The organism is Erwinia papayae, from assembly GCF_058241465.1.
Genome location: NZ_JBZCHT010000013.1, coordinates 617,759 through 630,791 on the forward strand (window position 1 = coordinate 617,759; position 13,033 = coordinate 630,791).

10 protein-coding genes, 2 tRNA genes, 1 rRNA gene and 1 pseudogene are annotated in these 13,033 nt (G+C 52.5%); 3 read left to right on the forward strand and 11 right to left on the reverse strand.

The genetic code is table 11. The features are described 5' to 3' along the window. Nucleotides 1-16: 16 nt before the first annotated feature. Complete coding sequence (ilvC, locus tag AC3RPL_RS19020) at nucleotides 17-1,495, reverse strand: ketol-acid reductoisomerase (protein WP_490741161.1); 1,479 nt, start codon at nucleotides 1,493-1,495, stop codon at nucleotides 17-19. 164 nt (nucleotides 1,496-1,659) lie between these two features. Here ilvC and ilvY point away from each other — a divergent pair, with 164 nt between their 5' ends. Next, nucleotides 1,660-2,541: an HTH-type transcriptional activator IlvY gene (gene ilvY / locus AC3RPL_RS19025; protein WP_034938970.1), complete on the forward strand. Its 882-nt coding sequence runs from the start codon at nucleotides 1,660-1,662 to the stop codon at nucleotides 2,539-2,541. Here the strand turns inward: ilvY and ilvA are convergent, their stop codons facing one another. The 6 genes and pseudogenes from ilvA to ilvL form a co-directional block, all read right to left on the reverse strand. Continuing rightward, on the reverse strand, nucleotides 2,542-4,086 hold the full coding sequence (gene ilvA, locus AC3RPL_RS19030; RefSeq protein WP_261643991.1) for a threonine ammonia-lyase, biosynthetic: 1,545 nt from the start codon (nucleotides 4,084-4,086) through the stop codon (nucleotides 2,542-2,544). Nucleotides 4,087-4,091: 5 nt separating this feature from the next. Continuing rightward, nucleotides 4,092-5,942, reverse strand: coding sequence for a dihydroxy-acid dehydratase (ilvD, locus tag AC3RPL_RS19035; protein WP_490741162.1), 1,851 nt, complete (start codon nucleotides 5,940-5,942; stop codon nucleotides 4,092-4,094). Between the two features lie 57 nt (nucleotides 5,943-5,999). Beyond that, complete coding sequence (locus AC3RPL_RS19040) at nucleotides 6,000-6,929, reverse strand: branched-chain amino acid transaminase (protein ID WP_490741163.1); 930 nt, start codon at nucleotides 6,927-6,929, stop codon at nucleotides 6,000-6,002. 18 nt (nucleotides 6,930-6,947) lie between these two features. Further along, nucleotides 6,948-7,205 (reverse strand): acetolactate synthase 2 small subunit, encoded by a 258-nt coding sequence (ilvM, locus tag AC3RPL_RS19045; RefSeq protein ID WP_034938976.1) that lies wholly within the window; start codon nucleotides 7,203-7,205, stop codon nucleotides 6,948-6,950. Next, a pseudogene (ilvG, locus tag AC3RPL_RS19050) lies at nucleotides 7,202-8,848 on the reverse strand (acetolactate synthase 2 catalytic subunit). The gene ilvM and the pseudogene ilvG overlap by 4 nt, the downstream one beginning before the upstream one ends. A 140-nt stretch (nucleotides 8,849-8,988) precedes the next feature. Further along, nucleotides 8,989-9,087 carry an ilv operon leader peptide gene (gene ilvL / locus AC3RPL_RS19055; RefSeq protein WP_490742092.1) on the reverse strand — a complete coding sequence of 33 codons (99 nt, stop codon included), beginning with the start codon at nucleotides 9,085-9,087 and terminating at the stop codon, nucleotides 8,989-8,991. 343 nt (nucleotides 9,088-9,430) lie between these two features. On the opposite strand from ilvL, the gene AC3RPL_RS19060 reads away from it, so the two are divergent. Continuing rightward, entirely contained in the window at nucleotides 9,431-10,951 is a 1,521-nt protein-coding gene (locus AC3RPL_RS19060) for a YifB family Mg chelatase-like AAA ATPase (RefSeq protein WP_490742093.1), read from the forward strand. 94 nt (nucleotides 10,952-11,045) lie between these two features. Here AC3RPL_RS19060 and AC3RPL_RS19065 read toward each other — a convergent pair whose 3' ends face one another. Further along, nucleotides 11,046-11,384, reverse strand: a complete 339-nt coding sequence (locus AC3RPL_RS19065; RefSeq protein ID WP_034938980.1) for a MaoP family protein — start codon at nucleotides 11,382-11,384, stop codon at nucleotides 11,046-11,048. A gap of 121 nt (nucleotides 11,385-11,505) precedes the next feature. On the opposite strand from AC3RPL_RS19065, the gene hdfR reads away from it, so the two are divergent. Continuing rightward, on the forward strand, nucleotides 11,506-12,330 hold the full coding sequence (hdfR, locus tag AC3RPL_RS19070) for an HTH-type transcriptional regulator HdfR (protein ID WP_034938989.1): 825 nt from the start codon (nucleotides 11,506-11,508) through the stop codon (nucleotides 12,328-12,330). 287 nt (nucleotides 12,331-12,617) lie between these two features. Here the strand turns inward: hdfR and AC3RPL_RS19075 are convergent. The 3 genes from AC3RPL_RS19075 to rrf form a co-directional block, all read right to left on the reverse strand. Continuing rightward, nucleotides 12,618-12,693: transfer RNA gene (locus AC3RPL_RS19075), tRNA-Trp, on the reverse strand. Between the two features lie 7 nt (nucleotides 12,694-12,700). After that, a tRNA-Asp gene (locus tag AC3RPL_RS19080) sits at nucleotides 12,701-12,777 on the reverse strand. Between the two features lie 124 nt (nucleotides 12,778-12,901). Then, a 5S ribosomal RNA gene (gene rrf, locus AC3RPL_RS19085) occupies nucleotides 12,902-13,017 on the reverse strand. Between the last annotated feature and the right edge of the window lie 16 nt (nucleotides 13,018-13,033).

Here is a 13,033-nt window from a genome sequence, read left to right on the forward strand (position 1 = left end):
CCAGCTGCAAGAGAGATTAACCTGCGACCGCAATACGTTTCATGTCGGTCATGTAGCCACGCAGTTTGCGGCCTACCGCTTCAATTGGATGGTGACGAATCGCTTCGTTCACATCGCGTAACTGGGCATTATCCACCGTTGACGAAGCTGCACCCGCTTTACCGAGGTCGCCCGCCTGCAAAGTGGTCATGAATTCTTTCAGCAGGGGAACCGCCGCATAAGAGAACAGGTAGTTACCATATTCTGCGGTATCGGAAATCACCACGTTCATTTCGTACAGGCGCTTACGGGCGATGGTGTTGGCAATCAGCGGCAGCTCATGCAGGGATTCGTAATAAGCTGATTCTTCGATGATGCCCGCATCAACCATGGTTTCGAAGGCCAGCTCAACGCCTGCTTTCACCATAGCAACCATCACCACGCCTTCATCAAAGTAATCCTGCTCGGCAATTTTGCCTTCGAACTGTGGTGCCGTTTCAAACGCCGTTTTACCGGTTTCTTCACGCCAGCCCAGCAATTTCTTATCGTCATTAGCCCAGTCAGCCATCATGCCGGAAGAAAATTCACCAGAGATGATGTCATCCATATGCTTCTGGAACAGCGGAGCCATAATAGTTTTCAACTGCTCAGACAGGGAAAAAGCACGCAGTTTTGCCGGATTGGACAGACGGTCCATCATCAGCGTGATCCCGCCCTGTTTCAGCGCTTCGGTGATGGTTTCCCAACCAAACTGGATCAGCTTTTCCGCGTAAGCCGCGTCAGTACCTTCTGCCACCAGCTTATCGAAGCACAGCAGAGAGCCCGCCTGCAACATACCGCACAGGATGGTCTGCTCGCCCATCAGGTCAGATTTCACTTCGGCGACGAAGGACGATTCCAGTACACCTGCACGATGACCACCCGTTGCCGCAGCCCAGGCTTTAGCGATCGCCATACCTTCGCCTTTCGGATCGTTCTCCGGATGCACCGCAATAAGGGTTGGCACGCCGAAACCACGTTTGTATTCTTCACGCACTTCCGTACCCGGACACTTCGGCGCAACCATCACCACGGTCAGGTCTTTACGCACCTGCTCACCCACTTCAACGATGTTGAAGCCGTGAGAGTAACCCAGGGCCGCACCGTCTTTCATCAGCGGCTGAACAGCCTGCACCACAGCGCTGTGCTGCTTGTCCGGAGTCAGGTTAACCACCAGGTCAGCCTGCGGGATCAGTTCTTCGTAAGTCCCGACTTTGAAACCGTTTTCGGTCGCTTTACGCCATGATGCACGCTTTTCAGCGATGGCTTCTGCGCGCAGGGCATAAGCGATATCCAGACCAGAATCACGCATGTTCAGGCCCTGGTTCAGACCCTGAGCACCACAGCCAACGATGACGACTTTTTTACCTTTCAGGTAGCTAGCTTCATCAGCGAATTCATCACGCGCCATAAAGCGGCATTTACCTAATTGCGCTAACTGGTTGCGCAGGTTCAAAGTATTGAAATAGTTAGCCATGGGTACTCCGTATAAGATTGTCTTGATTTTATCGTAGTCAGTGACACCGCCAGCGGCTCACTCTGCATAACCCCTATCATATGACAGGAAATGCATTGCTTAAATTGATATATTAACAACGTGATATTGCAGAAAATGCAACGCTGAAATGAGGTTCCCGGAATATGGATTTACGCGATCTGAAACTGTTTCTGAATCTGGCCGAAAGCCGCCATTTTGGCCGAAGCGCCAGGGCAATGCATGTCAGTCCTTCGACGCTGTCCCGACAAATCCAGCGGCTGGAGGAAGATCTGGGACAGGCGCTGTTTCTGCGGGATAACCGTACCGTCACGTTAACCGATGCCGGGGAACAGCTGCGTCAGTTTGCCCAGCAAACACTGCTGCACTATCAGCAACTGCGCCATGTCATCGGCCAGAACGGCCCGTCACTCAGCGGCGAACTGCGGCTGTTCTGCTCGGTAACGGCGGCTTACAGTCACCTGCCTCCCATTCTTGACCGCTTCCGTGCTGAGCATCCTCTGGTTGAAATCAAGCTCACCACTGGCGATGCCGCTGATGCGGTAGAGAAAGTACAGAGTACCGAGGCCGACATTGCCATTGCCGGACGACCCGCAACGTTGCCCTCCAGTATCAGCTTTACCCCTTTGGGATTGATCCCACTGGTGCTGATTGCACCAGCGCTGCCGTGCCCGGTTCGCAGCCAGGCCACTCAGCCAGAACCTGACTGGTCAGAAATCCCCTTCATCCTGCCTGACCAGGGACCGGCACGACAGCGAATTGATTTGTGGTTTCGTCGTCGTCGCATTGCCAATCCATTGATTTATGCCACGGTTTCCGGGCATGAAGCGATTGTGTCGATGGTGGCACTGGGATGTGGTATCGCGTTGCTGCCGGACGTGGTGTTGGAAAACAGCCCGGAACCGGTGCGTAAGCGGATTCTGGAACTGGAAAATGTTGAGATGGTCGCGCCGTTTGAACTGGGTATTTGCGTACAAAAAAAGCGGCTCGATGAGCCGCTGATTAATGCTTTCTGGAGCCTGATGTAGCTAACCAGCAAGAAAAAAACTGAACGCCGGATTAGCCGTTTCATCATGAAAGTCGTAGCCCAGCGCCTGAAGATGCTCTTCAAACTGTGGTTCGTTTTCGTCAAGCTCAAAACCGGCCAGCACGCGACCATAGTCGGTGCCATGACTGCGGTAATGAAACAGCGAAATATTCCAGTGTGTGCCCAGGGTTTGCAGAAAGCGTAACAGCGCACCGGGGGCTTCAGGGAATTCAAAGCTGAACAGCCGCTCGCGCAGGGGTTTCGACGGACGTCCACCCACCATGTAGCGAACATGCAACTTTGCCATCTCATCGTCGGAGAGATCGACCACCTTATAGCCGCCTTCATCCAGCAATTTCAGGATTTCGCCCCGCTCCTCCAGCCCGCGTGTCAGGCGCACGCCGACAAAAATACAGGCGTTGTCAGCGTTGGCGTAACGATAATTAAACTCGGTGACGGAACGACCGCCAAGCAGATGACAGAAGTTCAGAAAACTGCCTTTCTGTTCCGGAATGGTCACTGCCAGCAGGGCTTCACGCTGTTCACCCAGTTCGCAACGCTCAGAGACATAGCGCAGACCGTGAAAATTAACGTTGGCGCCGGACAGAATGTGTGCCAGACGTTCGCCCCTGATCTGCTGCTGCTGAATGTACTTTTTCATCCCGGCCAGCGCCAGCGCACCAGAAGGTTCCGCTACAGCCCGCACATCTTCAAACAGATCCTTCATTGCCGCGCAGATAGCATCGCTGTCCACGGTAATGATGTCATCGAGATATTCCTGACAAAGACGGAAGGTTTCGCTGCCGATGCGCTTTACTGCCACCCCTTCAGCAAACAGCCCGACGCGAGGCAAATCTACAGGATGCCCCGCATCCAGTGCCGCTTTCAGACAGGCGGAATCTTCCGCCTCGACGGCGATGACTTTGATTTGTGGCATCAACTGTTTAATCAGCACCGCCACGCCAGCCACCAGTCCGCCACCGCCGACCGGGACAAAGATTCTGTCGATGTGCGCATCCTGCTGCAACAGCTCCATCGCCAGCGTACCCTGACCGGCAATCACCATCGGATGATCGAAAGGCGGCACAAAGGTGTATCCCTGCTGTTCAGCCAGTTCGATCGCCTTTGCTTTTGCCTCATCGAAGTTGGCACCAAACAGGTAAACCTCACCGCCAAACGCCCGCACCGCATCCACTTTGATATCAGCGGTAGCCACCGGCATCACAATCAGGGATTTAATGCCCATCCGGGTCGCCGACAGCGCCACACCCTGAGCATGATTGCCCGCTGAGGCAGTGATCACCCCGCGCGCTTTCTGCTCTTCACTCAACGTTGCCATCATCGCGTAAGCCCCGCGCAGTTTAAAACTGTGCACCGGCTGACGATCTTCACGTTTTACCAGGATGATGTTGTTAAGACGGGATGAGATCTTCTCCATCTTCTGCAACGGGGTAATCTGCGCCACTTCATACACCGGCGAGCGAAGGATCGCTCGCAGATACTCCGCGCCACAAGGCTCGGCGGGCAGCGGTTGAGATTCAGCCATGTTTATCAGCCTCCCAGCTTGCTCTTATCACGGACCGCACCTTTGTCTGCGCTGGTAGCCAGCAAGGCATAAGCACGCAACGCGAACGATACCTGACGCTGACGATCATGAGGCGTGTAAGCCGCTTCGCCGCGCGCCTCTTCCTGCTCACGCCGGGCGTGCAGTTCGCTGTCAGGCACATCCAGTTTGATGCCACGATTCGGAATGTCGATATCAATCATATCGCCGTCCTTCACCAGTGCGATAGTGCCGCCACTCGCTGCTTCCGGAGAAGCATGGCCAATAGACAGCCCGGAGGTGCCACCAGAGAAACGTCCGTCGGTGATTAATGCGCAGCTCTTGCCCAGACCCATCGATTTCAGATAGGTGGTGGGATAGAGCATTTCCTGCATACCCGGCCCACCTTTTGGTCCTTCGTAGCGAATCACCACCACGTCGCCAGCTACCACTTTACCGCCCAGAATAGCGGCAACGGCATCATCCTGGCTTTCATAAACTTTGGCCGGTCCCCGGAAGGTCAGACTGTCTTTGTCCACCCCGGCGGTCTTCACAATACAGCCGTCTTCAGCGATGTTGCCGTAAAGAACCGCCAGACCGCCGTCCTGACTGAAGGCAAATTCACGGGAACGAATGCAGCCCTCCTGGCGGTCATCATCCAGCGTTTCCCAACGGGTATCCTGCGAGAATGCCTGGGTAGTACGAATGCCCACGGGTCCCGCACGGAACATTTTCTTAACCGCGTCATCTTTGGTCAGCATGATGTCATAGCTGTCCAGCGTCTCTTGCAGGCTCAGACCCAGCACGTTTCTGACGCTGTTGTCCATCAGCCCCGCACGACTCAGCTCACCGAGAATACCGATGACGCCACCCGCACGGTGGACATCTTCCATATGGTATTTCTGGGTGCTGGGTGCCACTTTGCACAAATGCGGAACTTTGCGGGACAAACGGTCGATATCGGAGATATTGAAATCAATCTCACCTTCCTGCGCCGCAGCAAGCAGATGTAAAACGGTATTGGTTGAGCCACCCATCGCGATATCCAGCGTCATGGCGTTTTCGAAAGCGGCTTTGTTGGCAATACTGCGAGGCAATACGCTCTCGTCATCCTGCTCGTAATAACGTTTTGCCAGACCGACAATGCGCCTGCCGGCATTAAGGAACAGGTCTTTACGATCGGCATGGGTGGCCAGCAGTGAACCGTTGCCCGGCTGCGACAGACCCAATGCTTCGGTCAGGCAGTTCATGGAGTTGGCGGTAAACATCCCGGAACATGACCCGCAGGTTGGACAGGCCGAACGTTCAATCTGCTCACTGTCAGCGTCGCTGACGTTTGGGTTTGCCCCCTGAATCATCGCATCAACCAGATCCAGTTTGATGATTTTGTCGGAAAGTTTGGTTTTACCGGCCTCCATTGGACCACCTGAAACGAAAATCACCGGAATGTTCAGACGCAGAGAAGCCATCAGCATTCCGGGGGTGATTTTGTCACAGTTGGAGATGCAGACCATCGCATCAGCACAATGGGCGTTGACCATATACTCCACGGAGTCAGCGATTAACTCACGTGAAGGAAGGGAATAAAGCATGCCGCCATGTCCCATCGCGATACCATCATCCACGGCAATGGTGTTGAACTCTTTAGCCACACCACCGGAGGCTTCAATCTGCCCGGCGACCAGTTTACCCAAATCACGCAGGTGCACGTGTCCCGGCACAAACTGGGTGAACGAGTTAACCACGGCAATAATCGGTTTGCCGAAATCATCATCGGTCATTCCGGTGGCGCGCCACAAGGCACGGGCACCCGCCATATTACGGCCATGAGTGGTGGTGGCGGAACGGTACTTAGGCATGCTCATACTCCAGAATCAGATAGTACACGGGCGTCAAATGACGCCCGCAAAATGTCGTTATTGTGGGTTAACCGGATCCAGCCAGCCCCATTTGTCTTCAGTTTCGCCGGTGAACAGGCCAAAGAAGGCAGCCTGAATACGGGCAGTGACCGGACCGCGTTTACCTTCACCAACCTGAATACGGTCTACGCTACGAACCGGGGTGATCTCGGCTGCAGTACCGGACATGAAGACTTCGTCGGCCAGATACAGCGACTCACGCGACAGTACCTGCTCACGAACTTCGATGCCCATATCCTGCGCCAGCTTAATGATCGCATCACGGGTAATGCCTGGCAGTGCAGATGAAGTGAACGGCGGCGTAAACAGGACGCCATCTTTCACTTCAAACAGGTTCTCACCTGCGCCTTCGGAAATATAACCGTGGGTGTCCAGGGCGATACCTTCCTGGTAGCCGTGGCGACGTGCCTCACTGCCTACCAGCAAAGAAGAGAGATAATTTCCCCCGGCTTTAGCCGCGGTTGGCAGCGTATTGGGTGCAACACGGTTCCAGGATGAAACCATCGCGTCGATCCCCTGCTCCAGCGCTTCGGCACCCAGATAGGCTCCCCATGGGAAAGCAGCAATAATCACGTCGGTGCTGTAGCCATCTGGTGGGTTAACGCCAAGCCCCACATCTCCAACAAACACTAAAGGACGAATGTAAGCACTTTTCAGGTTATTGACACGCAGTACCTCACGGCAGGCTGCCATCAGCTCATCCACGCTTTGTTTGACCGGGAAACGGTAGATTTTTGCAGAATCACGCAGGCGCTGCATGTGTTCACGATGGCGGAAGACGACAGGTCCTTTGTGCGAGTCATAGCAACGGACACCTTCGAAAACAGAAGTACCATAATGCAGTGCGTGGGACATCACGCTGAGCTTTGCTTCTTCCCACTTAACCATCTCGCCATTGAACCAGATAAAGTCGGCTTTCTTCGTCATTCTTATTTCCTTTCACGCTCAGGCGCGGATTTGTTGTGTTGTCTGTTGGTGGATCTGGACGTTCGCGACATCCATGAGTTTGTTAAGTTGTGTTGACAGTAAATCGACTGAGCGCTGACTGGCAACGGTCATTTCAATATTAACATTGTCGGTATTGCCCGCTGAAGCCAGATTCATGGTACACACCCGAAAGCCACGGTGACGAACGACACGTAAAATGCGCTCCAGTATTTCCGGACGAAAGCGCGCTTCGATAGACAAGTGATGCTGCATCATAAAATTTTCTCCATCATATTTTCATTGCTTGCGCCCGGCGGTACCAGAGGCCAGACGTTTTCATGTTCGTCAATGGCGACATGAAGCATGTAAGGACCTTCGCTGTGCAACAAGGCGTCTAATGCAGCATCAACCTGGTCTTTACGGGTGATACGCTGGCCTGGAATATCAAAAGCGCTTGCCAGCATCAGGAAATCGGGATTGTCGGACAGATTGGTTTCACTGTAACGCTCTGAAAAAAACAGCTGTTGCCACTGCCGCACCATCCCAAGACGCTGGTTATCCAGCAGAACGATTTTTACCGGAAGTTGTTTACGTTTGATGGTTCCCAGTTCCTGCACGTTCATCATAAAAGAACCGTCACCGGAGACACAGATTACCGTGTCTTGCGGACGAGCAACCTGCGCACCTACGGCTGCTGGCAAGCCGAAGCCCATCGTACCCAGACCACTGGAGGTAATGAAATTTTCCGGGCGAGAGAAGCGCATATGCTGAGCAGCCCACATCTGATGCTGACCCACATCGGTGGTCACAATCGCACTGGCCGGTTTGCGATCGGACAATTGCTTAATAAACAGAGGAGCATAAATAGCATCCCCCGGATGGTCATAACGCCAGCCGTGTTCCGCTTTCATACCCTGGACATGTTCGCGCCAGGCGGCGATGTTTACCGGATGATACAGATCGGGCAGCAGTTTATTGAGGTCCCCTTGCAGGGCAACATGAGACTGGCGCAGCTTATTCAGTTCGGCAGGATCGATATCCATATGGATGACGCTGGCATTGGGTGCAAACTCGTTCAGCTTACCAGTGACACGATCATCAAAACGGGCGCCCACGGCAATTAACAAATCACACTGCTGCACGGCAAAATTAGCCGCTTTGGTGCCATGCATTCCTAACATTCCCAGATAGCAGACATCCTCTGCATCCGGTGTACCCAGACCTTTCAGGGTGGCAACAACAGGAATGCCGGTTTCTCTGGCAAATGCTCGCAGCGCCTCAACGGCATTCGCCATGCCAACACCACCTCCTACATACAGAATGGGCTTCTGTGCCTGAGCCAACATTGCACGAGCCTGTTGCAGTTGCTAGTGAGGATGCGCAACCTCATCTTCAACCGGAATAAGGTGCGCACTGAGATCGCCTGAAGCCAGCTGTATATCTTTTGGAATGTCAATGAGCACCGGACCCGGGCGGCCAGACTGAGCGATGGCGAATGCTTCAGCCATCACCGTAGGTAACTCTTCGAGCGATTCCACCAGAAAACTGTGCTTGGTGCAGGCCAGTGACAGGCCCAGCACGTCAATTTCCTGGAAAGCATCGGTACCAATCAGCCCTCCGGCTACCTGCCCAGTAATTGCAACCACCGGAACAGAGTCCAGTAACGCATCAGCAAGGCCGGTAATCAGATTGGTTGCGCCCGGCCCGGAAGTCGCAATACAGACCCCCACTTTGCCTGTTGAACGAGCGTAACCAATAGCAGCCATAGCCGCACCTTGCTCATGACGGCACAACAGATGTTCAACGCCGCCGTCGTATAGCGCGTCGTAGACGGGCATAATTGCTCCACCGGGGTAGCCAAAAACTGTTTCAACTCCCTGCCCACGCAATGCCTGAACCACCCACTGTGCACCATTCATAGTTATTTCCCCGCCTCTGGCCGGGAAATGCAGCATTTAATCCTACTGTTCATTTCCTAATCCTCTGTCATTAATACCTTGCCGAAAAAAAACCCCCGGACCTTTCGGTGCGGGGGTTCTTTCGAAATCAGGCTTGATTTTTAATCCTTTCTTCCTCCGAGCGTAGCCCCGCACGGCGTGATAATAATCACGACGACGCTAATGACGACCAGGCTTAGAACTCGTAGAAGGGCTTTCATTTGTGTTTGGTAATTTCGCTTTAACGATGTAATACCTACAGAGTTATCACAGTTTGCTGCCGACATTCAACTTTTTTAATCATTTTATTTTAAGGTAATCCTTAAAATTTCGGTAAAACCAAAGGGTATTCAGGGAATAACCTCAATATTGAAAATTATTCATTTTCCACGGTATATGGTCTGCTGCCATGCAGACAATTTTCATAATCTGCGATCATTCTCTGTAATCTGTTGTAATCCGGAGCGCTCGGGAAGGAATGTTTGCGCGCAGCCTGCAACAGTTTTTAATTCCGCATCGAATCTTCAAGCCAGACATCGCACACTTCGCTCTAATAAGGAGCGTCTGATGTTATCCATGACTTATACCCGTGCGGCCATTGGTGTGGAAGCACCTCTGGTTTCTGTTGAAGTCCATCTGAGCAATGGTCTGCCTGCCCTTGCCCTGGTCGGTTTGCCGGAAGCGACAGTCAAGGAAGCACGTGAACGTGTACGCAGTGCGCTTATCAACTGCGGATTCACTTTTCCGGCCAGGCGTATTACGGTCAACCTGGCACCCGCAGATCTTCCTAAAGAGGGAGGACGTTATGACCTGCCAATTGCCATCGCCATTCTGGCCGCATCAGAACAAATCGCCTCAGACAAGCTGGGGCAATATGAATTTCTGGGGGAACTTGCCCTGACCGGCGCGGTCAGGGGGGTTCAGGGCGCCATTCCCGCTGCAATGGCCGCTATTGCGGCTAAGCGAAAGTTGATCCTTTCCAGTGATAATCAGTCAGAGGCTGGGCTGCTACAACATGGAAGCTGCCTGCTCAGTGCCGAACTTCTGGAAGTCTGTGCATTTCTCAACAATCAGGCAGAACTAAAGTCAGCTCACTCCCCTCCCCAGGCTGCCTTCTTCAGGCAGGGCGATCTGCTCGACATTATTGGGCAGCAGCAGGCCAAAAGAGCACTTGAGATTACCGCAGCCGGAGGACATAACTTATTGTTAATTGGACCTCCGGGCACGGGTAAAACTATGCTGGCCAGTCGGCTTCCTGGTCTGATGCCCCCTTTAAGCGATCATGAGGCACTGGAGAGCGCCGCCATTGCCAGTCTGGTCAATGGCGAGGATATACAGAGACAATGGCGTCAGCGGCCTTTCAGAGCGCCTCACCATACTTCTTCCCGTTATGCTCTGGTTGGTGGTGGATCTTTACCAAAACCAGGGGAAATTTCTATGGCGCACAATGGCATCCTGTTTCTGGATGAATTACCAGAATTTGAGCGTAAAACGCTGGATGCCTTACGGGAGCCTATCGAAGCAGGCGTAATATGTCTCTCTCGGGCACGAGCCAGAGTAATTTATCCTGCTCGTTTTCAGTTAGTCGCCGCGATGAATCCGAGCCCCACCGGACATTACAGCGGTCCCCATAATCGCAGCACGCCACAGCAGACACTGCGTTACCTGAGTCGTCTGTCAGGACCTTTTCTGGACCGTTTTGATTTATCGCTGGAAGTTCCTCTTCTGCCACCGGGCACGCTCAGCAATACGCCCACTTGTAGTGAATCAAGTGAAACGGTGCGCAGGCGGGTACATGAAGCGCGTGCGCGGCAGCTTGCGCGCTCAGGGATCATCAATCAGTCCCTCGGACCCGATGACATAAAACGGGTCTGTCATATCTCTCAGGGAGATGCCCGGTGGCTGGAGGAGGTGTTGAACCGCCTGGGATTATCAGTTCGCGCATGGCAACGAATACTGAAGGTCGCCCGCACAATTGCTGATGTCGCTGGTGAAGAGAAGATACAGCGTGAACATTTGCATGAAGCTCTGAGCTATCGTGCGATTGACAGGCTACTTATCCATTTGCAGAAAAATTTGTCGTGAGCCTGTGCGGGAAAGGGCTGGTCGTGTTGTGATTAAATTCGCGGTTAAAGGTTGCTGATAAACAATCAATAAAGGGGCTGAAGCCCCTTTATTCTTATTCCTCGCTGTCCGAGTAATCTTCCACTCCTTCCATCTGCGGCTTGCCGCCAGACAGCGTATGGAAGCGCTTGGGGCGTTTGATACGCGCCATATATTTCGACCAGACTCGTTCTGCCTCAGTTTGCGCCTCGCGGATGCCACGACACACTTCAACGAACAGGCGTTCCTCTTCGGTTATGGGTTCACGCTTTGCCAGATCCAACTCGTTAAAAGCATATCCGTGGCGCTCAAGAAGTTGGGCTTCCTTGATGGTGAAATCACCGTGTCGGGAGAATCCGCGCGGGTAATGTTTGTTATCAAAAAAACGATTAGTTGTTGCGAAGCTTTCCGCCATTTTACACGCTCCTAACTCTTTTATGGCCGTGCTATTTATGGCGCGGAGTATTAGATACGCTTGACAGAGTGTAAAACAAAACATTTAAATCATAACGACAAATGTTTTTTTGGAGATGGATGTGGATACGGAATTACTTAAAACCTTTCTGGAAGTGAGCAGAACTCGCCACTTTGGACGTGCCGCTGAAGCGCTCTATCTCACCCAGTCTGCCGTCAGCTTCCGCATCAGGCAGCTCGAAAATCAGTTGGGAGTGAATCTTTTTACCCGACATCGGAATAATATCAGGCTAACTTCGGCTGGCGAACGCCTGCTTCCTTATGCCGAAAGCCTGATGAGTACATGGCTTATGGCGAAGAAGGAAGTGTCGCACACCCAACAGCATAATGAACTGTCTATAGGTGCCAGTGCATCGCTGTGGGAGGCTTATCTTACGCCATGGCTCAGGACGCTCTATGAGAACAGGGAAAGCCTTCACCTTGAGGCCCGTGTGGCGCAGCGTCATTTGCTCGTCAAGCAACTTCATGAACGCCAGTTGGATCTGTTAATTACGACTGAAGCTCCCAAAATGGACGAGTTGACCAGCCAGCAAATAGGGCATATTACTCTGTCGCTGTTTCGTTCAGGGAGATCGGATAAATGCGAAAAATATGACTATATCAAACTGGAATGGGGAGCAGATTTTCATCAGCACGAGAGCTATCTGGCAGGTGCTGACGATGTGCCGGTGCTGACAACCACCTCTGCGCATCTCACCAGAGAGCTGTTACATACTACTGATTCCTGTGCTTTTTTGCCGGAAATATGGCACAAAGATTATCCGGATCTCATCACCATGCCGGATACACCTGTTGCAGTTCGCCCATTGTATGCTGTCTGGCTGCAAAACAGCGATCAACAAACGCACATTCGCCAGTTGTTGAAGTACCCTGTCAACACTCAGTAATATTTTTCAATAACGGCAGTACTCTATTATCCAGAGCATTTCCGCTGAACATTAAAGATATTTGCAAGCAAAAGAGGCACATACAATCCACCTGTACAACGGGTGGGTTTCATATGCTTTGCTGAATGCTGACATAAAGATTATTACTTCATGATTAATATATTTTTTATTAACCATCAGGGGAGTGACAGAACTTAAAGTGACGGTATGGGAAATGTTGTCTTGCGATTATAGCTGAAGGGTTTTTTAGACAAAAAAAATCCTTTACCGAAGTAAAGGACCATTTCTGGCAGGGGCGGAGGGACTCGAACCCCCAACACCCGGTTTTGGAGACCGGTGCTCTACCAATTGAACTACGCCCCTAAAAGGGTGGCGGAACGGACGGGGCTCGAACCCGCGACCCCCTGCGTGACAGGCAGGTATTCTAACCAACTGAACTACCGCTCCACCGATTCTGCACTGAACTCAGAATGTTGCTTCTGATATCAGGTATTACTTATTCCTTTCATGTCACCTGAAAGGTTTGAAGTTACGAACGATCATCTCACCTTTTCGCATCTTCTTATATGATGCCTGGCAGTTCCCTACTCTCGCATGGGGAGACCCCACACTACCATCGGCGCTACGGCGTTTCACTTCTGAGTTCGGCATGGGGTCAGGTGGGACCACCGCGCTACGGCCGCCAGGCAAATCTTGGTGCACA